This is a genomic window from Rhizobium sp. AG207R, assembly GCF_027109195.1.
Classification (GTDB): domain Bacteria; phylum Pseudomonadota; class Alphaproteobacteria; order Rhizobiales; family Rhizobiaceae; genus Rhizobium; species Rhizobium dioscoreae.
The window spans coordinates 232,244-253,458 of record NZ_JAEPVT010000004.1 but is presented as its reverse complement, the minus strand read 5'-3'; the positions used below and the strand labels follow the sequence as shown (position 1 = coordinate 253,458).

Genomic DNA, 21,215 nt, shown 5'->3' with positions numbered 1-21,215 from the left:
GGATGATTTAGGTCTGTTCAACCTAAAATCTGGATCCGCTCTAGTTCACCAGCTTTACATAGCAGGGCCGATAGGTCTCGGTACCGCAGCCGCCACCGACCGCTTGTGCCGGCGTGATTGTGTTTTGGATGGCGATTGCCGCGAGCGCGACGGCGATGATTGTCAAAACAGTTTTGGTGTATTTGTCCATGAGTTTCCCCTAATGATAGAATGACTAACGATATGCATCTTAAAATTGCTTTTCTGAATGCGGGCTGAATACAGATGCTCAAGGTTGTGCCCCGATGTCGGGTGATACTATCGGATAACAGCCCAAACACGACCTTCCCCCCTTGTCGACTTTGATCGCAGCCTGCGCTTGCATCGTCACCCGCCTGCGGGCATTCTCGCTCCGACATGGCGGAGCGGAATGATTTGTCGAAGGTGCAGGGATTGGCGGCGGGGCGCGGCTTGCGTCGCGAAGTAGGTCAGCGCGTGACCTTGCGGACCGTTGCTACGGCTCTCGGTCTTTCGGTCACGACGGTCAGCCGTGCCCTTAAGGAGGGCGCAGAGGTCAATCGCGAGACCATCGAACTGGTCAAGCGCGTTGCGGGCGAGCTTGGCTATCGTCCCAATCTCGGTGGCATCAATCTGCGCACCGGCAAAACCCACGCCATCGGCATCGTGCTGCCTTTCGGGCGTGAGGGCGAGATGAACATTGTCGTTGCCTCGCTGATCGAAGGCGCTTCGCGCTATATGAAGTCGCGAGGGTACCGAACGACAATCGTCCCGCAGCTCCAGGCAGATGATCCACTCGCGACGGTGCGCGATATCGTCGAGGAGGGATCGGTCGACGGCGTCATCATCACGCATACGACACCACAGGACGATCGCGTCAAATACCTGCTTGAAGTCGGCATGCCTTTTGTCACCTTCGGGCGGACGGAGCTCTTGAGCGTTCATCCGAGCATCGATCTCGATCATGAAGTGATCGGCGCAGAGGCTGCACGCCTTCTGCTCGATGCCGGCCACCATATGCCGCTGCTGATCGCGCCCAACCAGCAATTCACCTACAGCCTGCAATTCGTAAGAGGGTGGCGCAGGACTTTTGCCGAGCATCATCTCGATGTGCCTGATGATGGCATCCATTTCACCACGGCGACACCCGACAATGGTCGCGAGATGGCAAAGCACATAGCAGCGCAGAATCCCGCAGCGACCGCCGCTTTCGTTGCCAGCGAGGAGGCAGCTCTCGGTTTCCTCGCCGGCTTGCGCGATGCCGGGCGGCAGGCCGGCAGTGATTTCGCGCTGATTACCTATGGCGGCACCGCACTGCCAGATTTCTTCAACCCGCCTTTGAGTACCTTTCACTATTCGAACCATGCCATAGGCGAGCGATTGGCGGCCTTCCTGCATCGGGCAATCGCCGGCGAAAATCCGGCCGATCTGCGCGAAGTCGTCCAAGCCGCCTTCGTCGATCATCAAAGCCAGTCACGTCACGCTTGAAAAATATTGCTGCTTGCAGGATGAGCAGGCGGCGAGAAGGTATTCGTAACGTTACGAATTTGCAGATTGCGCAATATTGAAACGTTAGTCGGCCAGAAAATCGCTGATTGACAGTCTTCCTCTTTTCCATAATCGTAACGTTACGAATTGCCGATTTCGAGTGAGGAAGCTCATCGGCAAGGCACATTGTTCAGGCGTGGAGGCCTCGCCGCGCGCGGCTTCACGCATTGTAAGGGGAGGATGACGTGAGCGACGGATCGCTTTTTTTCGGATCGCCTATTTGGACCTTCAATTGGAACCCGCCGTATCAAGCGCCGTTGCGGCGGCTCGCTGCGACAGGCTGCAAGGGATTTGAGCTCACCGCCTGGTCGGTGGACATGTTGAGCTACTACACGCGCGAAACCATCCGCGAGTTGAAGCAGATTGCAGACGGAGAGGGGCTGGTGCTCACCAACTTCTTCTTCAATCTACCCTTCAGCCGCGCAGCAAATGCTGCCGTCTCGACAGTTGACCTCGATGGCTACAGGCGCGGCATGGAAGTCGCCGCCGCGATCGGCACGCCGATCGTTACCAGCATGACACCCTATCCGTTTCAGTCCGAGGTCAGGCCGATCCTGCAGCGGCCGATCTCGCAGGAGTGGGGCGCGGCAGTCGAACCGCAATGGGATTGGACGGGTGAATATGAAGCCGTCGTGGAGGGTTTTATCCGGGCTTGCGAGATTGCCGCCGCCGCGGGTCTCAAGGTCGCGATCGAGCCGCATCCTTATCGCTGGGTCAGCTCCGGTCAGGGCATGCTGCGGCTGATCGAGCGCACCGGTGCCGCCAATCTCGGCCTGAACTTCGACCCGAGCCATCTCTTTCCGGCCGGCGACATGCCGCATTACGTCGTGCTGGCGCTCGGCGATCGGATCTTCAACACGCATTTTTCCGATAATGAAGGGCACACCAACGCCCATTGGCGCCCGGGGCGCGGCAAGATCGATTGGAAGGCGATTTTCGCGGCACTCAAGACCATCGGCTATTCCGGCCCGATCACGCTGGAGCTGGAAGACGCGCCGGGTGCATCGCATTGGACCCATTTCCGCGAAGCGACGACGGAATTCGATGACGAGATGCGCCGTGGCATGAGCTATCTGCGCGCCGCTGCCGCCGAACTCGATATCACCATTTCCTAGAGGCAAGCCAATGAGCAACGAACCCATGAAAGTCGGCATTGTCGGCGCCGGCAATATCAGCGCCACCTATGTTGCGACCCTGCATATGTTTGATTTCATTCGCGTGAAGTCTGTTTACGATCTTTATCAGGAGCCTGCCCGCAAGCTCGCCGAGCAGTTTGGCATCGAGGCCGTTGCGCTCGATACGATGCTTTCCGATCCGGAAATCGGTCTCATCATCAACCTGACGACGCCGGTCTCGCATTATGCCATCAGCAAGAAGGCGCTGCTTGCCGGCAAGCATGTCTATTCGGAGAAGCCGCTTGGCGTCTCCATGGGCGAGGCGGAGGAGTTGATGGCCATCGCGCGGGCAGGAGACCTGCGGCTCGGTTGCGCTCCCGACACCTTCCTTGGCGGCGGTCACCAGTTGACACGGCGCTTGCTCGATGAAGGGCGCATCGGCAAGACGATTTCGGCCACCGCCATGCTGCTGTTGCCGGGTCATGAGCATTGGCATCCCAACCCAGACTTCTTCTACGGCCGCGGCGGCGGGCCGATGCTCGATGTCGGTCCGTACTACGTGACGAACCTCATCGCCTTGCTCGGCCCCGTGCGCGAGATCTTTGGCACTGCGAAGATCACCCGCATCGAACGCACGGTGAAGACTGATCCGCGTCGCGGCGAGACGATTAAGGTACTGGTGCCGACCCATCTGACGGGCGTTATGGAGTTCCATAGCGGTGCGACCGTCACCATTGCCACCAGCTTTGATGTTATCAAGCACAAGCACAATCAGATCGAGCTTTACGGTTCGGAAGGTACTATGGTGACGCCGGATCCAAACAATTTCAGCGGCAAGGTTGAGATATTTCGCGATGGCGATGAGGCGTGGAGGGAGATCCCCGTCGATCACCCCTATACGGAAGGTGTGCCAGGTCATCTCGGTCTGCGCGGATTGGGCGCGGCGGAGATGGTGGATTCCCTTCGCTCGGGACGTCAGCATCGGGTATCGTCGGAACTAGCTTTCCACGCCCTTGAGGTGATGACGGCATTCGAGCGTTCGGCGCAATCGCGTTCTGTGGTTGCAATCCACAGTAGTTGCGGTCGGCCCGATCCAATACCGCGCGCAATAAATGAGGGACGTTTCTCATTGAGTGCGCTATAGAGTTGAGAAAATGCGGTCCTTTTGGACTGCGGGCTTGACGAAGGGGCAATGCCTGAGGAAGCATTGCTCACGTGCTGCAGGGAACGGAGGCCCTGCCGCACAGTTTTGGAGGATCAGGAGATTCGGCATCCGGTGTCTGGAGACGGCGGCGGCTGAGGAAAGGCGTTTGAAGAACGCCCTCAAAGGAGGAGGAACGCATGCGCAAATTGATGATGGCATTGGTCGGCGCTACGGCGCTGGTCGCGGCGAGCGTGACCGGCGCTCTGGCCGAAGGCAAGAAGGCCGAAGTTCTGCATTGGTGGACTTCGGGCGGTGAAGCCGCAGCCGTGAAGGAGCTGGCCAAGGCCTTCAACGCTGCAGGCGGCGAATGGGTGGATACCGCAATTGCCGGCTCCGGCTCGACTGCTCGTCCGATCGGCATCAACCGCATCATCGGCGGCAATCCGCCGACGGCCATGCAGTTCAACACCGGCACGCAGATGAACGAACTGGCCCAGCAGGGCCTGCTGCGGCCGCTCGACGATCTCGCCAAGGAGCAGGATTGGAAATCGGTTCTGACACCATCTTTCTATCAGGCCATCCAGTTCCAGGATCATATCTATGGCGCTCCCATCAACGATCACGGCCAGAATTGGGTCTTCTATTCCAAGGCCGTTTTCACCAAGGCCGGCGTGACGGAAGAGCCGAAGACCTGGGATGAAATGTTTGCCGCGCTCGACAAGATCAAGGCTGCCGGCCTGATCCCGGTTGCCGTCGGCGGTCAACCTTGGCAGCTGCAGTCGATGTTCAACGCCATCCTGCTCGGCGAGGGCGGGAAGGATCTCTATGCTAAGGTCTGGAAGGATCTCGACACGGATGCCGTCAAGTCCGACCAGTTCAAGCATGTGGCGGAAGTCTTCGCCAAGCTCCGCAACTATCAGGACCCTGGCAGCCCGAACCGCGACTGGAACGTCGCGACCGGCATGCTGATCGACGGCAAGGCCGGCATCCAGTTCATGGGCGACTGGGCCAAGGGTGAATTCATCCATGCCGGCCTCGTCGCCGACAAGGATTTCGGCTGCATCCTCGGACCTGGCGAATCCAACTTCATGATGGGCGGCGACATTTTCGTCTTCCCCGTTCTCAAGGATAAGACGGCGACCGACGCCCAGACCCTGCTCGCTACCGTCATCATGTCGAAGGAAGGCCAGCTTGCCTTCAACTCCAAGAAGGGTTCGGTGCCCGTGCGTCTCGACGTCGATACGTCAAAGCTCGACGCTTGCGCCCAGAAGGGCCTGAACGCACTCAAGGATCCGAGCCGCCAGATCCTGGCACCCGACGTGCTGACCCCTCAAGATATCGTCCAGACCGAAGGCGATCTCATTGCTCAATACTGGACGACGCCCAGCATGACGGCGGACCAGTTCGCCACGCAGTTTGCCCAGGTCATCGAACAGGCCAAGTAAGCTTCGATCGACATCCATGCGGCGGCAGGTGAGCCTGCCGCCGGTTTCCATGAATGCTGAGGAGGAGCGCGTCCATGAGCAGCCCCAATACGAGCGCCACTGCTGCAAAAGCGGCTGTCGCACCTGCGAGCGTCAGCCGCAGGAGGATACATTTTTCGCCCTACGTGGCCCTGTTTCCAGCCTTCGCCATCGTGCTTCTGGCCTATGTCGTCACCGTCGTCTGGAACATCTGGATATCGTTCACGGACAGCAAGGTGCTGCCGGTCAACACTTTCGTCGGCACGAAGCAGTATGAGCGGTTGTTTTCGACGGCGCGCTGGCTGCTGTCGCTGCAGAACGTCGTCGTCTTCGGCATTCTCTTCATTGCCGGCTGTCTGATCCTCGGCTTTCTTCTCGCCGTCGCGCTCGATCAGAAGGTCCGTTTCGAAAACACCTTCCGGACGATCTTCCTCTATCCCTTTGCCATGTCCTTCATCGTCACCGGGCTGGTCTGGCAGTGGATCATGAATCCGACGCTCGGCCTGCAAAAGGTTGCCGACAGTGTCGGCTTCACCTGGTTCCGCTTCGACTGGATCGTCCAGAGCGATCTCGCGCTCTACGTCATCGTGCTTGCCGGTGTCTGGCAATCTTCCGGCCTCGTCATGGCGATCATGCTTGCGGGCCTGCGCGGCGTCGACCGGGAATTGTGGAAGGCGACCCGCATCGACGGCATACCGAGCTGGCGCGTTTACCTGCATATCGTCATCCCGATCCTGAGACCGACCATCATCACCGCCAGCGTTCTTCTGGCGATTGCGGTTGTGAGGGTTTACGAACTGGTTCTGGCGACGACCGGCGGCGGTCCGGGTATCGCGACCGAAGTGCCCGGGAAATTCATCATGGATTACCTCTTCGGGCGCGGCAATATCGGCCTTGCAACCGGAGCATCGACCGTGATGTTCATCACGGTGGTTATCCTGGTGACGCCCTGGCTCTATTATGAATATTTCCGTGAAAAGCCGAGGGGGAACTGATGACGACGCCATCTTCCGTCACTGGTGCCATGCAGGGTCCGACCGGCCGCAAGCCGCAGCATCTGACCCCAGGACGCATCGGCCTTTATCTCTTTCTCGTCATCGCGGCCCTGTTCTTCCTGCTGCCGCTCTATGTGATGCTTGTCACCTCGTTCAAATCCATGCCGGAGATCCGTCAGGGCAATATCTTCGCCTTTCCGCAAATGTGGACTGCGGATGCCTGGATACAGGCGTGGAGCACGGCCTGCACCGGACTGGAATGCGGCGGCATCAGCGTCGGCTTCTGGAATTCGGTGAAGATCCTGATCCCGAGCATGATTTTGTCGATCCTGATCTCGTCGCTGACCGGCTATGCGCTATCCTTCTGGCGGGTCAAAGGGGCAAACGTGCTCTTTGCCATCCTGCTGCTCGGCGCCTTCATACCGTACCAGGTGTTCATCTATCCGCTGGTTCTGATCTATCGCGACGTGGGCATCTATTCGACGTTGCCCTGCATCATCATCACCCACACAGTCTTCGGTCTGCCGGTGCTGACGCTGCTTTTCCGCAACTATTATTCGAGCCTGCCGATGGAGCTCTTCAAGGCAGCTCGCATCGACGGCGCGGGGCTGTGGCAGATCTTCTTCCGGCTGATGATCCCGATGTCGATCCCGATCCTGGTGGTCGCGGCGATCCTGCAGGTGACCGGCATTTGGAACGATTTCCTCTTCGGCGTCGTCTTCGCCGGCCGAGAAAACTTCCCCATGACCGTGCAGCTCAACAACATTGTCAACTCCACCCAGGGTGAGAAGCTCTACAACGTCAACATGGCGGCGACCATCCTCACCGCCCTGGTTCCGTTGATCGTCTATTTCGGCTCGGGCCGCTGGTTCGTGCGCGGTATCACCGCCGGCGCAGTCAAGGGATAGTTCATGGCCAATGTTTCCATTCGCGAACTTGCAATCGATTTCGGCAGCGTCAGCGTCCTGAAATCGCTCAATCTTGAGATACAATCCGGCGAGTTCATCGTACTCCTCGGCCCCTCCGGCTGCGGCAAGTCGACCTTGCTCAACGCCATTGCCGGGCTGACCGATATCACGGACGGCCAGATCTGGATCGGCGACAGGAACGTCACCTGGGAGGAACCGAAGGACCGCGGCATCGGCATGGTGTTCCAGTCCTATGCGCTTTACCCGACGATGACCGTCGAAGGAAATCTCTCCTTCGGGCTGCGCATTGCGGGCATGGCGAAGGAGGAGATTGCCGAGCGTGTCGACCGCGCCGTGCAGATCCTGCAGATCGACCCCTTGCGCAAACGGCGACCGGGGGAGCTTTCCGGCGGCCAGCGCCAGCGTGTCGCCATTGGCCGTGCGCTGGTGCGTGACGTCGACGTCTTCCTGTTCGACGAGCCGCTCTCCAACCTTGACGCCAAGCTCAGAACCGAGCTGCGTGTCGAGCTGAAGCGCCTGCATAGCGGCCTCGGTTCCACCATGATCTACGTGACGCATGACCAGATCGAGGCGTTGACGCTCGCCGATCGCATCGCCGTCATGAGCGGCGGCGTCATCCAGCAATTCGCCACGCCGAAGGAGATCTATCGCCGTCCGGTCAATCGCTTCGTGGCAGGCTTCGTCGGCTCGCCATCGATGAACTTCCTGTCGGGGCAGGTGGCGAGCAATGGCGGCATGCCGGCGTTCATGTTGCCGGATGGCCGCGCGATCGACCTCAACGGCTACGAGTTTTCCGGCACGCCGGGCGAGGGCCGCAAGGCGACACTTGGCGTTCGGCCCGAGCAAATGCAGTTCCGGCCCGCGAGCGGGCGGGCTGCCAGCCTGCCGGCGACGTTCACCATCGTCGAGCCCATGGGCTCGGACAATCTGATCTGGGGCCAGGTCGGCGGCGAAACACTGTCGGTGCGGATCGATGCCGATGAGGATGTCGCACTCGACACCGAGCAGCCGGTTTATTTTCAGCCGGCGCTCGCGTCGTTGTTCGGGGAAGACGGGCAGCGTCTATAAGATGCGGTGCCGCGCGTTGGACGAAGCGTGCGGCACAATCTTCATGCCCTGACTTCGAAGATCATGTTGAACGGCGTTTCAGTCGCCTTGCGGAAATGCGAATAGCCCGCATCCATGGCAACCTTGCGCAGTTTCAGCTCGCCAGCCTGCGCGCCCAGACCAAGCCCGACCTCCTGCGACAGCGAGGCTGGCGTACAGATCATCGTTGAAGCCCCGTAGTAGACGCGGCCGACGGGGTTGAGATTGTCCTTCAGGCAATCATGGGCGAAGGGCTCGACGATCATCCAGGTGCCGTCATCGGCGAGGGTTTCCTTAATATGTTTGCCGGCACCGACGGGATCGCCCATGTCGTGCAGGCAATCGAACATCGCCACAAGATCGTAGTCGGCAGCCGGGAAGTCCTTGGCGGTCGCCTGTTCGAACGTGATACGGCCCGCAACGCCCGCTTCCTGCGCCGCAGCTTTCGCTCGTTCGATGGACGGGAGATGGTAGTCGAAGCCGAAGAAAGTCGAGTTCGGATAGGCTTCTGCCATCAGGATGGTCGAGGCGCCGTGGCCGCAGCCGACATCGGCGACGATCGCGCCGGCCTCGAGCTTTTCCTGCATGCCGTCGAGCGCCGGTATCCATTCCGAAACGAGATGGCTGTTGTAGCCTGTCCGGAAGAAGCGTTCCGTGCCGCGAAACAGGCAGGTGCTGTGCTCATGCCAACCAAGGCCGCTGCCGGTCTTGAAGGCGTTGACGACCTTCGGCTCGTCGATCCACATGGATTGAACGACATCGAAAGCGCCGGCGAAAAAGGCAGGGCTGTCTTCCTCCGCAAATACCATTGCCTGTTCCGGCGTCAGGTAGAAGCGCTCGGTCTTATCGTCATAACTGACATAGTCGGCGGCTGCCTGAGCTGACAGCCATTCGCGCACATAGCGTTCTTTCACACCGACTTTGTCGGCCAAATCGGCCGAAGTCCTTGGCGTTCCGTCAGCCATGGCCTTGAACAGGCCCAAATGGTCTCCGAGCGTTACCAACACGCCTGAGACCGCCGCGCCGAGATCGCCGACCAAGCGCCCGACAAGGGTATCGAGTTTCTGCATATCAGGTTCGCGCATGACATCCTCCCATCAGAATTGATGCAGCGTTCCGTCACGATGTATTCGGATAGGGAAAGATACTCCCAGGCTGGAGGGCAGGCAATTACGCCATCCGGCTGAACACGCCAGGCCCTCGCCCTGAAAAGTAGCGCAACCTATTGATGTGATGTGTTATTTTTGGAGGTCCAAAAGAGAGCTCACGCCTCAGTTGGCGCGCGCCAGCTCCTTTTCCAGAACTGAGAGCAGGCGCGGATCGTCGGCGGTTACGTCGGGCGCAAAGCGCGCGGCAACCTTGCCGTCGCGGCCAATCAGGAATTTCTCGAAGTTCCAGACGATGCCGCCATTGTCGCCGGTGTGCAGGCCGCGATCGGCGAGGCGGGCACGCATCGGACCGTCGCCGATGGTCTCGACGCCGGATGCGATCAGGCTGTCGTACAGCGGATGACGCTCGTCGCCAGTCACTGCGATCTTGGAGAACATCGGGAACTGCACGTCGTAGGTCAGCGTGCAGAAGTCCAGAATCTCTTTGTCGGTGCCTGGCTCCTGGCCCTTGAAATCATTGGCCGGGAAGCCGGCGATGACCAGACCTTCGCCGCGCTTTTCTTCATAGAGCTTTTCCAATCCTTCGTACTGTACCGTCAGGCCGCATTTGGACGCGACATTGACGACCATGATGACCTTGCCGCGATAGTCGGCAAGCGTCGTATCGCTGCCGTCGATCCTCTTTACCGGAATATCGAGCACGCTATCGGTCATATCATTCACTCCAGATGAGACGGAAAACAGGATGCCGATATTTGCCCGGAATTCGGTGGCGTCAAGGTCAGAATGCGCGTCAGGCAGCCTCCTCCATTCGAACCAGATGGCCCTGCGAGACTTCGCGGTAGTGTCGCGCGGGTGGCTGATAGCCGACGGGGCGCACCGGGCTCTTCAATTCGTCGACGGCGAGGTTGCGCCGGATGCCGCGCCGGGATGGATCCGGTACCGGGACGGCCGCCATCAGCTTCCTCGTGTAGGGATGCTGTGGATTCTCGAAAACCGACGCGCGCGGGCCGATCTCGACGATCTCGCCGAGATACATGACGGCGACGCGGTGGCTGACGCGCTCGACCACGGCCATGTCGTGCGAGATGAAGAGATAGGAGAGATTGAGGCTCTGCTGCAGATCCATCAGCAGATTGCAAACCTGCGCCTTGATCGACACGTCGAGTGCCGAGACGCTTTCGTCGGCGACGATTACTTTCGGATCGAGCGCAAGCGCGCGGGCAATACAGATGCGCTGACGCTGGCCGCCGGAGAATTCGTGTGGATAGCGGCTCATCATGTCGGCCTTTAGCCCGACGCGCTCCAGAAGATCGGCGGCTTTTTCCCGGGCTTCGGCGCGCGTGCCCAAGCGATGCTCGATGAAGGGTTCGGCAACCGCAGCGCCGATCGTCATACGCGGATTGAGGCTCGCGAACGGGTCCTGGAAGATCATCTGGATGCTGCGGCGCATCCGGCGCAGATCTAGCGTATTGAGCTTCATCACGTCATAGCCGTCGAGGCGAACCTCGCCGGATTTGGGATTGATGAGGCGCATGATGGAGCGCCCCGTCGTCGACTTACCGCAGCCGGATTCGCCGACCAGCGACAGCGTTTCCCCTTGTGCAAGATCGAAGGAGACATTCTCGACCGCATGGATCGCGCCCGTTGGGCGGGCCAGCAGGCCGCCACGAAGATCGAAGCGGGTGACGAGGTTCTTCACCTCGAGCACCGGTGTCTTGCCGTGATCGACGGTATCCGCGAGCGCCTTCGGTTCGCTGCGCTCGCCAGTGCTTGCGTCGACGACCGGGAAGCGCAGCGGCTGCGGCTGATCTTTCATGGAACCGAGGCGCGGCACGGCTGACAGCAGGGCGCGGGTGTAAGGATGCTGGCCGCGATGAAAGATATCGTCGGTCTTGCCGGTCTCCACCGCTTCGCCGCGATACATGACGATGGTGCGGTCCGAGATTTCGGCGACGACGCCCATGTCGTGGGTGATGAAGAGGACGGACATGCCTTCCTCTTCCTGCAGCACCTTGATGAGATCGAGGATCTGGCCCTGGATTGTCACGTCGAGCGCGGTCGTCGGCTCATCGGCGATCAGGAGTTTCGGGCGACTGGCAAGCGCCATGGCGATCATCACGCGCTGGCGCATGCCGCCGGAAAACTGGTGCGGATATTCGTCGAAGCGCGAGGACGCGTTGGGGATGCGCACTTTCTCCAGGAGGCGGATCGTTTCGGCTTTTGCCTCCGCCTTGGAAATATTGCGATGGCAGGTCAGCGCCTCGGAAATCTGCCGGCCGATGGTGAAGATCGGATTGAGTGAAGTCATCGGCTCCTGGAAGATCATCGCGACGTCCTTGCCGCGCACCTTGCGCATCTCGGCCTCCGGCAATGCCAGGAGATCGCGGCCGTTTAGCCGGATCGAACCTTCGGTGCGGCTGTTTGCTCTTGCAAGAAGCCGCATGATCGAGAGCGAGGTCACGCTCTTGCCGGAGCCGCTTTCGCCGACGATGGCGACCGTCTCTCCCGGCATGACATCGAAGGAAATGTCCTTCACGACCTTGCGCCACTCGCCATCGACGAGAAACGACGTGGTGAGATTGGAGATGGAAAGAACAGGCTGGGTGTGTGGATTGGTCATCTGCGCTGCAACGGTCGGCATGAAGTTCCCTTTTATGATTTTACCATTGGTCAGGCTTCAATCGCGATTGCTCACGATGGGACTGCCATCGTGGCACGGGAGGCTGAAGGGCGACCTTCGGCAATCCTCTTGGCCTCAAGCGCGGCAATCTTTTCGTCGACCTCGCGGCGGTCGGTCATCCCGCTGGGGTTCTGCCGCGTCGGCATGGTTTCTGCGACATGCAAATAGCGTTCCTGCGCAACTGTGTAGAGCCGCTCGAGTTCGGTCAGCGGATCGGCGCTGTCGTCGACTCGGATGTTCAGCCAAGCGTAATCCTGGTCACGGTGGATGACGAGTGCTGCCGATTGCTTGCCACGCTTATCCCCGCCTGCATCTTCGCCCGCCCGCATGGCTTCGAGCAACCGCTCCGCAAGTGGTTTGCCTGCGGCCTTCTTGAAGGTCGCAAGCGTTTCCGCAATCACCTGCGGTCCAGCCAGCATGTTGCCGGCCACCGATACATTGTCGTCGACCAGATGCCCCGCCCAATCGATACACCTGGCGCCGGTAAAGGCGGCATTGTTGCCCTTGTTGTCGATCAGGTGAAACTGCCGCTGTTCGCGGCCTTCGTCGCGGGCGCTCAGCGTTTCCAGAATTTCATGGGGCGCATGCCCGGATGCCAGCATCGCAAGTCCGTCGATGCCGTAAAGCGGGCTGGCAAAGGCCTGCGTCGCAACCGCGCCGATGCCGCCGCGAATATGCGGCACGATGCTGCCGACGGCAAAGAAGCGCGTGGCGACGGCGATGGCGAGATTTCCGGTTTCGGGTTCTCGGGCAACGATCGACCATGTCATCGGCTCTATCTCCCAACGGCATAGGCTTGCATCAAACGAGGTGTTGCCGCTGCGCGCAAGAGGCCATCGGCGTCGCGCCGTGCGGCGGTCAGCCGACCCACGGTCCACTCCGGTGCGACGGTCAGCTGGTGGCCTCTCTTGCGGAGCGTATCGAGCACGTCAGCGCCGAAATTCGCCTCCGCCGTCAGGCCACCCGGTTCGCGGGTGCGCGGATAGAAGGAGCTCGGGAAATGCGTGCTGTGGAACAGCGGCTTGTCGATCGCTTCCTGCAGGTTCAGCCCATGATGGACATAGCGCAGGAAGAAGGAGAGCTGCCACTGCTCCTGTTGATCGCCGCCGGGCGTGCCGAAAGCGAGCGTCGGGCGTCCTTCATGCAGTGCCATTGTCGGGGTCAGCGTCGTACGTGGCCGCTTGCCCGGTGCCAGCGAGGAGGGCAGACCCGGCTGCAGCCAAAACATCTGGGCGCGAGAATTGAGGCAGAAGCCGAGGCCAGGAATGATCGGCGAGGATTGCAGCCAGCCGCCCGATGGCGTGACCGAGATCATGTTGCCTTCGCGGTCGATGACATCGATATGCACGGTGTCGCCGCGCTTCTCGGTAAGATGCGACATGGTGGGCTCATAGACCGCGCCGCTCTTGGCTTCCGGTGCGTCGAGCATCGCCATGGTAAGATCGTACTGGCTTTCAAAGCCGGGCAGCTTGCCGGGGCGCAGGGCAAGCGACGCCTCTGACGAAACCAGCCGGCGGCGCTCGTCGGCATAGGCGTCCGACAGTAGGGTTTCGAGCGGTACGCGCGTGAAATTGGGGTCGCCGTAATAGACCTCGCGATCGGCAAAGGCGAGTTTCATGGCCTCGGTCACGGTGTGGACGAAATCGGCGCCGGCGGGATCCATGCCGGCCAGATCGAAACCCTTGAGCAGCGACAGTGTCTGGAGGAAGACGGGGCCTTGACCCCAGGGGCCGATCTTGGCGACCGTCCAGCCGTGATAATCATAGGTCAGCGGCGCCTCGACCGTCGCCTGCCAGTTGGCCATGTCGTCGGCGGTCAGCACGCCCTTGTGGCGCCCGCCGCTTGCATCCATGACCTCCGTCTTGCTGACATAGCTGTCGATGGCTTCTGCGACGAAGCCGCGGTAATAGGCATCGCGAGCGGCTTCGATCTGCGCTTCGCGATCGCTCTTGCTTTCCGCTTCCGCGACAACACGCTTCCAGGTGTCGGCAAGAACCGGGTTCCTGAAATTGGACCAGGGTTCGGGCGCAGCTCCCCCCGGCAGCCAGGTCTCGTAGGAGGTCGGCCATTCCTTGCGGTAGAAATCGGCAAGACCTGCGATGGTGGCGGAGACGCGCGGCAGGACTGGATGGCCTTTCTCCGCATAATGGATCGCCGGTTCCAGTACGTCGCGGACGGTCAGCCTGCCGTAATCGCGTAGCATCAGCATCCAGCCATCGAAGGCACCGGGGATGACGGTGGCGAGCAGGCCATCGCCGGGGATCAGTTTCAGCCCCTCGCGCCTGTAATGCTCGATCGTCGCGCCGGCCGGTGCCGGGCCTTGGGCACAGATGACCTCGACCTTATCCTTCTTCTTGGAATAGAGGATGGCTGGCATGTCGCCGCCCGGCCCGCAGAGATGCGGCTCGACGATCTGCAGCACGAAGCCTGTAGCAACGGCCGCGTCGAAGGCGTTGCCGCCCTTTTCGAGAATGCTCATGCCGACGGCGGATGCGATCCAGTGCGTCGACGTGACGACGCCGAAGGTGCCGAGGATTTCAGGGCGGGTGGTGAATGCGGTCATTGGGGGCATCCTTTTGAGTTTATTCATGCTTCGCGCGGGTCGAGCGCATCGCGCAGGCCGTCGCCGAGGAGATTGAAGCCGATCACGACGAGAAAAATAGCGGCACCCGGCCACATGGCCATCCAGGGCGCCTGTTCGAGATAGTTCTTGGCGACATTGAGCATCGAGCCCCAGCTAGGGGCAGGCGGCTGCTGGCCGAGCCCGAGGAAGGAGAGGCTCGCCTCGGCGATGATGGCGGTCGCGATGGTGAGTGTTGCCTGCACGAGGATCGGAGCAAAGACGTTGGGCAGGATATAGCGGGAGATGATGCTGAAATGGGTGAGACCGATCGAGCGGGCGCCCTCGACATAATCCTCCGTCTTGACCGCCAGCACCTGGCCGCGCGTCAGCCGCACGAAGACCGGCGTTGCGGACAATCCGATCGCGATCATCGCGTTGGTGAGGCTCGGGCCGAGGAAGGCGGCAAGCGCAATAGCGGTGATAAGGAATGGCATCGCCAGGAAGGCCTCGGTGATGCGCGAGATGATCTGGTCGATCCAGCCGCCATAGTAGCCGGAGATGAGACCGAAGGGCACGCCGATCGCGACCGCGATGGCAACCGAGAAGACGCCGGCCATCAGCGATGCCCGTGCGCCCCAGATCATGCGGGAGAGAATGTCGCGGCCGAGATCGTCGCTGCCGAGCCAGTGTGCGGCGGATGGCGCCTTGCGGATCGCAGACCAGCTGGTTGCGACCGGGTCCGGAATCGGCAGGAGCGGTGCAAGCGCAGCAAGTGCGGTAAAGAAAAGGATGATGGCAAGTCCGACCAAGGCCCCCTTGTTGGCCCTCAGCTTCCGCCAGGCCCGATTGGGAGCGCGCTTGGCGGGAGGGGCTGCAGCGGCCGTCTGAACGATGGTGCTCATAGGGCTGCCCTCATGCGCGGATTGAGGAGGACGTAGAGAATATCGGCAATAAGGTTCATGGCGATGAAGCCGATGGCCGTGCAGAGCACCACGCCCTGGACGACGGCGTAATCCCGGTTGAAGACCGCATCGACGATCAGCTTGCCGAAGCCGGGGATGGTGAATATCTGCTCGGTCAGAACGGCACCGGCCAGGAGCTCTCCGAACAGCAGGGCGCTGACGGTGACAACGGGCAGGATGGCGTTGCGGAAGCTGTGCTGCAGCACGACGGCCATCTCCGGCAGGCCCTTGGCGCGGGCAGTGCGGATATAGTCGGCGCTGAGCACGCTCAGCATCGACGAGCGCGTGTGGCGCATCAAGGTGGCAGCAAGCGCATTGCCGAGCACGAAGGATGGCATCAGCATCGTCTGGATGGAGCGCCATGGATCTTCGAAGAAGGGTTGGTATCCCGAGGCCGGCAGCCAATGCAGCTTCACCGAGACCAGCAGGATCAGCATGATGCCGAGCCAGAAATTCGGCACGGACAGGCCGCACAAGGCGATGATGTTGGCGAGAAAATCGATGAAGCTATTCTTCTTCACCGCCGCCAATATGCCCATGGGAATGCCGATGGCGAAGGCGAAGATCATCGACATGACGGCGAGCTGAATGGTGACCGGCAGCTTTTCGGCAACGAGCGTCAGCACCGGTTGGTTGGTGCGCAGTGAAACGCCGAGATCGCCCTTGGCGACGCCCTGCAGCCAGTAGCCATATTGGTAGATCACAGGGTCGCTCAGGCGATATTTCTCGCGCAACAGCTCCAGCACCTGAGGATCGCGCTCCTCGCCTGCCATGGCTAGCACCGGATCGCCGGGCAGAAGCTTCTGCAGCGAGAAGACGAAGATCGAAATGATCAGAAGCGTCGGTATGGCGACGAGCAGCCTCTTTCCGATATAGCTATACATGGGCAGATCCTTGCCGCGATGTCGAATGTGAAAGCGCCATCCGGAAAGAAGCCCGCATGGCGCTCATAGCTCAGCCGCTTTTCTTCACGCCTACGAGGCGGATCATGCCGTCCGGGGAGGGCACAAAGCCGGACACCTTCTTATTGTAGGCCCAGATCCAGGCCTGATGCCCGAGAAAGATGATCGGCAGGTCCTGGCTGAGGATCGCCTCGGCCGCATCGTATTTCTGCTTGCGTACGGTGTTGTCCTGAGACTGGCGCGCCTCAAGCAGCAGCTTGTCGACCTCCGGATTGCTGTATTTGGAATCGTTGAGGCCGGCGCCTGTTGTCACGAACTGCTGGATATTGCCGTCCGGATCGGAGCGGCCGGACCAGTCGGATCGGCTGAGCTGGTAGTTGCCGCTCGACTGCGCGTCGAGCAGGGTCGCGAATTCCGTCGTCTTCAGTGTCACGTCGAAGCCGGCTTCAGCAACCATCGACTGGATGATCTGCATCATCTGCATCGATACGGGATTGTTGGCGACGGCGAGCTCGACCGGGATACGGTCGAAACCGGCTTCCTTGACCAGAGCCTTAGCCTTGTCGACGTCGCGGGCGGGTACCGGAATATCCTTGTCGAACCAGGGGCTGTTCGGTGCAAAAGGCTGGTTGCCGGCAAGCCCGGTGCCATCGAAGACGATCTGCATGGCGGCTTCGCGGTCGATTGCCAGCGAGAAGGCCTGGCGCAGGCGCTTGTTCTTGCCCATTGGATTGTCGGCGCGAGCGCCATTGCCGACATTGGCGTAGACGCCAAGCCAGCCGGTGCCGACAGCGTCGGCATAGACGAGATTGGGATCGCTCTTGACAGTGCCGGCATCGGAGGCGGCCACGCGCTCGATCATGTCGAGGTCGCCGGAGCGCAGGTTTGCAAGACGCACCGTTGTGTCGGGGATCGGCAGATAGGTTACCTTATCGATGAAGATATTGTCCTTGTTCCAGTAATCCTGGAATTTTTCGAGCACGATCCGGTCCTGCTGCACGCGCTCGACGAATTTGAAGGGGCCGGAGCAGACGGGATGGTCGCCGAATTTGGCACCGGCAGCCTTTGCAGCCGTTGGCGAAACCATCATGCCCGAGCGGTCGGAAAGCTGGGCAAGCAGCGTGACGTCGGGCGCCTTCAGGGTGAAGGTAGCTTCGTATTCACCGGATGCTTCGACCTTGGCGACAGAGGAAAGCTCGCTCTTGCGGCGTGATTCCGGCATGGTCTGATAGCGCTGGATGTTGTCGACAACAGCTTGCGCATTGAACGGCGTGCCGTCCTGGAATTTCACGCCCTGGCGCAGCTCCATGACGAGCTGCTTGCCATCGGCGGACCATTTCCAGGATGTGGCGAGCTGCGGCACGAACTTCAGGTCGGGTGTTACGTCAACGAGCTTGTCGCAGAGCGCGGTATAGACGATGCGGCCGACGAAGGTGCGGGATTGAGCTGGGTCCAGCGCATCGGCATCGTCCTGCAGGCCGATCTTGAGTTCGACGGCGAAAGATGGCAGCGCGATCAGGGCGCCGGCGGCAAGCGATGCCATGAATTTGGCGATCTTCATTTCGTTCTCCTGTTTATCGTTTTCGTTCTTTGCAGTTTCGACCGGTTTCCTCTCCGGTCGTGGTGGGCAGGCCGGCTTTGGGGTCAGCCCACCTCCTCGGTCAGTGGCTCCTCAGCTTGCTGCGCATCCAGCGACGTGATGCGGATCAGGCTTTCCTGCAGCATCAGCAAATGTTCGCGCATGGCCTCGGCCGCCTTCATCGGATTGCGCGCGGCAATCGCGTCGATGATCGTCCTATGCTGGGCGTAGGAGACCGGGCGGGTCTTGTTGATGCTGCGGGCCAATTCGCGAATGGTTTGCCAGGCTTCGTCCTGGCGGACATGGTTGATGACGTCGAAGATGGTCAAAAAGAACTGGTTGCCGGCGCTTTGCGCGATCAGCCGATGCAACGCGCCATCCCAGAGTTCGCGGCTGTCGGCGTCGTCGCTGGCGGTGATCTTCTTTGCCAGTTCGTACATGCGGTCGATGTCGTCGGGCTTGGCGCGCATGGCGGCAAGCTGGGCGAGTTGCGGCTCGATACGCAGGCGAACTTCCATGACTTCCATCAGATCCGTGCCAGCGACGAGCGTGCTGACATGCTGGCTCCAATCGTCCGGGCGCTGCCCGACATAGGTTCCAGAGCCTTGGCGCCGCCAGACGCGGCCTTCCGCTTCCAGCACCTCGAGCGCCCGCCTGATCGCACGCCGGCTGACACCCAGCGTCTCCGATAGAGCCCGTTCAGTCGGCAGTTTTCCGTCAGCCGGGAGATCGGCCGAATTCAAAAGCCCACGGAGCCTCTCCAGGGCATGAACCGAATTCTCCGGAAGGCTGCTGATTGCCATATTGAAAGGTGAACCAATTTGTAATTGGTTCAATAGAAGTTGAACTCGATCGTCTCGTCAAGCGCTTTTTTTGTGCAATTTCGGCAATGCACAATGTTTGTGCGCAATGCAGAAAGGCGACTGACGAAACGAGCAGCCGCTTGCTGAAATGTGGCATTCGGCAAATATTGGATTCCGCTTCTCATACGATGTAGTCGTTTCGGATGGAGCGGTCTGCTGGAAATGTCACCGTCAAGCATCGTACTCCCTCAACCGTCGCAGAATGATGTTCCTTGAGAAGCAGCTGGGCTAACCGATGATTCAAGAAACAAGAATTGCAAACACGATCTTCTATTTAATTGGTCCGCCAGGCATTGGAAAAATGACTGTAGGTCGGCAGCTGGCTGAGATGACGGGAGCACGATTGGTGCATAATCATCTGTGGCTCAATCCAGTATTCTCACTTATCGAACAGGACGGGATAACTCCCCTACCAGATGCGGTCTGGACGCTTACGGCCCAAATCCGCCGTGCGGTTTTTGAAACCGTGAGAACGCTCACTCCAATCTCTTGGAATCTCGTTTTCACACACGCTGCCGTTGGGGAAAGCGAGGTTGACCGCGAAGTTGCGGATGAAATCCTTGGCATCGCCGATAGTAGACATGCGCGGTTGATCGTCATCCAAATGACGTGCAGCCAACGTCCTCGCGGCTCGCGTTGCTTTGCCTGAGCGACGGGTTCTGTTCAAAGAGAACGATGTCGATGCTGCTCGTGTTAATGCATCACGCAAGCCCTTTGATCCCGGTCATCCGAACACTATTGCACTCGATACGACCCATCTCAGCGCCGAGGCAGCAGCGCGAGAAATCCTTCAGAGGGCTCGAGACAGATCGTCAATCGGGTAAGAAGACTCAGCGACCGGCGGCGCGTGCCGAAATGGCTGTCTCAGGCGTGAAGTCGAAATCCTTGTCGAAAGGATAGGTCGGCTTGGCTTTACGCAGGCGCGGCAGGCGTTCGACGAACTGATCGACGACACCGGGCGACAGAGCCATCAGGTTCGGGTTGGCGATCGGCGCCAGCTCGGGCGAGAGGTAGCCGGATTTGACGACGATGATCTTTGCCTTCTGCGGATCGAGGCCGAGGCGGGTGAAATCGGTGATATTATGATAGGGGCGGCGCTTGGCCGACAGGACGAGGTCGATGCCGCCGATGGAGACGACGGCCTGTCTGTCGCTGGCTTCCGTAGTGTCCAGCAGGTACTTGACCGTGAAGTTGCCTTGTACCGGCTTGCTGCCCTTGGTATCGAGTGATGCGCCGACGGAGAGGTCGAGGGTGGCGCCGATGCCAGCGGCATAGCATGCTTCCGTAGCAGCCTTGTCGGCGATGCCAGCGAAGATGACGCCTTCCGCACCCTTGGCAATTAATTCAGCCAGCACATCGGCGCGGTCGCCGACACCGCCGCCCGTCGGATTATCGCCGGATTCCGCCAGAACCACGGGCGCGGTCGTACTGGCGATTGCCTTCGCGACGCATTCCTCGATCGAGCCGGTCTCCGAGCCGAAAACGAAATCCTTGCGAACGTCCCAATAGGCCTGCGCCAGTCGTTTCGCCTCGCGTTCGAGTATGCTGCGATCCGTGCCGGTCATGATGGCAGCAGCCGTTGCGCGCGGCTCGTCGGCCCAGACATAGCCGACCATGAGCGAGGCATCCCAGACGCCCTCGATGGCGTCAATATCGGGCAGCCTATCGTAAAGACTCTTGGCCGGCTCATCGACGGTACTGGTGCGTTCGCCCGGCAGCACTACGGGGATCGGCGCCCAGAGCAGGATCGGCTTCACGCCGGTCTTCAGGCTGTCGGTCAGCATCTTGACGGCGCGGCGCATGGTTTCCTCGACATCGATATGCGGCGCGGTGCGATAGGTGGAGTACATGTCGAGCGCATCGATGATGCGCTGGGTGACATTGCCGTGCAGGTCGTAGCTTGCCGAGACCATGCAATCCTCGCCCACGACGGCGCGAGCCGCACTGATCCAGTCACCCTCGGCGTCTTCCATACCTTCGACATACATGGCGCCGTGCATGGCGAGATAGAGTCCATCCAGCGGCAGCAGGGCCTTCAGCCCTTCCAGAAACTCCGCCTTGAAGGCTTCGTATGTATGACGGGCGACCGGGCCGCCGGCGATCGCTCTGGCATGGATGGTTGGCAGGAATTCGCCGTCATAATCCCTAAGGAAGGCGAAGTAGGGCGAGGCAGTCAGCTCCGCGCCGCGCAGAACGCGAAAATCCTTCTCTTCGTTCAGGACGGGATTGTAGGTGCTGCATTCGATGTGAATGCCTCCAACGGCAATACGCATGGGA

At 60.3% G+C, this 21,215-nt stretch carries 19 protein-coding genes; 8 read left to right on the top strand and 11 right to left on the bottom strand.

Annotation, left to right across the window (positions count from 1 at the left end; translation table 11 throughout):
- Positions 1–40: 40 nt before the first annotated feature.
- Positions 41–190 (bottom strand): hypothetical protein, encoded by a 150-nt coding sequence (locus JJQ51_RS11215; protein ID WP_015342612.1) that lies wholly within the window; start codon positions 188–190, stop codon positions 41–43.
- Positions 191–423: 233 nt separating this feature from the next.
- Between JJQ51_RS11215 and JJQ51_RS11210 the strand changes: the two genes are divergently transcribed.
- The 7 genes from JJQ51_RS11210 to JJQ51_RS11180 all read left to right on the top strand — a co-directional run bounded on the left by JJQ51_RS11210 (position 424) and on the right by JJQ51_RS11180 (position 8,259).
- Positions 424–1,485 carry a LacI family transcriptional regulator gene (locus tag JJQ51_RS11210; protein ID WP_233788593.1) on the top strand — a complete coding sequence of 354 codons (1,062 nt, stop codon included), beginning with the start codon at positions 424–426 and terminating at the stop codon, positions 1,483–1,485.
- 245 nt (positions 1,486–1,730) lie between these two features.
- A complete protein-coding gene (locus tag JJQ51_RS11205; RefSeq protein WP_113329764.1) occupies positions 1,731–2,660 on the top strand; it encodes a sugar phosphate isomerase/epimerase family protein in 930 nt (309 codons plus the stop codon).
- A 10-nt stretch (positions 2,661–2,670) separates the two neighbouring features.
- A complete protein-coding gene (locus JJQ51_RS11200; RefSeq protein WP_113350497.1) occupies positions 2,671–3,804 on the top strand; it encodes a Gfo/Idh/MocA family protein in 1,134 nt (377 codons plus the stop codon).
- A 197-nt stretch (positions 3,805–4,001) separates the two neighbouring features.
- A complete protein-coding gene (locus JJQ51_RS11195) occupies positions 4,002–5,249 on the top strand; it encodes an ABC transporter substrate-binding protein (RefSeq protein WP_233788581.1) in 1,248 nt (415 codons plus the stop codon).
- Positions 5,250–5,323: 74 nt separating this feature from the next.
- Positions 5,324–6,262, top strand: coding sequence for a carbohydrate ABC transporter permease (locus tag JJQ51_RS11190; RefSeq protein WP_113329766.1), 939 nt, complete (start codon positions 5,324–5,326; stop codon positions 6,260–6,262).
- Positions 6,262–7,170 carry a carbohydrate ABC transporter permease gene (locus JJQ51_RS11185; protein ID WP_069614645.1) on the top strand — a complete coding sequence of 303 codons (909 nt, stop codon included), beginning with the start codon at positions 6,262–6,264 and terminating at the stop codon, positions 7,168–7,170. Before JJQ51_RS11190 ends, JJQ51_RS11185 begins: the two co-directional genes overlap by 1 nt.
- A gap of 3 nt (positions 7,171–7,173) precedes the next feature.
- Positions 7,174–8,259: an ABC transporter ATP-binding protein gene (locus tag JJQ51_RS11180; RefSeq protein WP_113389394.1), complete on the top strand. Its 1,086-nt coding sequence runs from the start codon at positions 7,174–7,176 to the stop codon at positions 8,257–8,259.
- Between the two features lie 41 nt (positions 8,260–8,300).
- Here JJQ51_RS11180 and JJQ51_RS11175 read toward each other — a convergent pair whose 3' ends face one another.
- From JJQ51_RS11175 to JJQ51_RS11135, 9 genes are all read right to left on the bottom strand, one after another.
- Positions 8,301–9,362 (bottom strand): class I SAM-dependent methyltransferase, encoded by a 1,062-nt coding sequence (locus tag JJQ51_RS11175; RefSeq protein WP_113329768.1) that lies wholly within the window; start codon positions 9,360–9,362, stop codon positions 8,301–8,303.
- Positions 9,363–9,548: 186 nt separating this feature from the next.
- Positions 9,549–10,100, bottom strand: a complete 552-nt coding sequence (locus tag JJQ51_RS11170; RefSeq protein ID WP_145634013.1) for a glutathione peroxidase — start codon at positions 10,098–10,100, stop codon at positions 9,549–9,551.
- A 79-nt stretch (positions 10,101–10,179) separates the two neighbouring features.
- Complete coding sequence (locus JJQ51_RS11165) at positions 10,180–12,030, bottom strand: ABC transporter ATP-binding protein (RefSeq protein WP_173004575.1); 1,851 nt, start codon at positions 12,028–12,030, stop codon at positions 10,180–10,182.
- A gap of 50 nt (positions 12,031–12,080) precedes the next feature.
- On the bottom strand, positions 12,081–12,839 hold the full coding sequence (locus JJQ51_RS11160; protein ID WP_145634015.1) for a DUF1028 domain-containing protein: 759 nt from the start codon (positions 12,837–12,839) through the stop codon (positions 12,081–12,083).
- 5 nt (positions 12,840–12,844) lie between these two features.
- Positions 12,845–14,632: a gamma-glutamyltransferase family protein gene (locus tag JJQ51_RS11155; RefSeq protein ID WP_145634017.1), complete on the bottom strand. Its 1,788-nt coding sequence runs from the start codon at positions 14,630–14,632 to the stop codon at positions 12,845–12,847.
- 23 nt (positions 14,633–14,655) lie between these two features.
- On the bottom strand, positions 14,656–15,534 hold the full coding sequence (locus JJQ51_RS11150) for an ABC transporter permease (RefSeq protein WP_113355826.1): 879 nt from the start codon (positions 15,532–15,534) through the stop codon (positions 14,656–14,658).
- Positions 15,531–16,478, bottom strand: a complete 948-nt coding sequence (locus JJQ51_RS11145; RefSeq protein ID WP_145634019.1) for an ABC transporter permease — start codon at positions 16,476–16,478, stop codon at positions 15,531–15,533. The genes JJQ51_RS11150 and JJQ51_RS11145 overlap by 4 nt, the downstream gene beginning before the upstream one ends.
- Before the next feature lie 70 nt (positions 16,479–16,548).
- Positions 16,549–18,057, bottom strand: coding sequence for an ABC transporter substrate-binding protein (locus JJQ51_RS11140; RefSeq protein WP_269244723.1), 1,509 nt, complete (start codon positions 18,055–18,057; stop codon positions 16,549–16,551).
- An 83-nt stretch (positions 18,058–18,140) separates the two neighbouring features.
- Entirely contained in the window at positions 18,141–18,878 is a 738-nt protein-coding gene (locus tag JJQ51_RS11135) for a FadR/GntR family transcriptional regulator (RefSeq protein ID WP_269244722.1), read from the bottom strand.
- A 295-nt stretch (positions 18,879–19,173) separates the two neighbouring features.
- Here JJQ51_RS11135 and JJQ51_RS11130 point away from each other — a divergent pair, with 295 nt between their 5' ends.
- Positions 19,174–19,587 carry a hypothetical protein gene (locus tag JJQ51_RS11130; RefSeq protein ID WP_152095445.1) on the top strand — a complete coding sequence of 138 codons (414 nt, stop codon included), beginning with the start codon at positions 19,174–19,176 and terminating at the stop codon, positions 19,585–19,587.
- Between the two features lie 181 nt (positions 19,588–19,768).
- Here JJQ51_RS11130 and JJQ51_RS11125 read toward each other — a convergent pair whose 3' ends face one another.
- Entirely contained in the window at positions 19,769–21,211 is a 1,443-nt protein-coding gene (locus JJQ51_RS11125) for a M81 family metallopeptidase (RefSeq protein ID WP_152095446.1), read from the bottom strand.
- Positions 21,212–21,215: the final 4 nt, after the last annotated feature.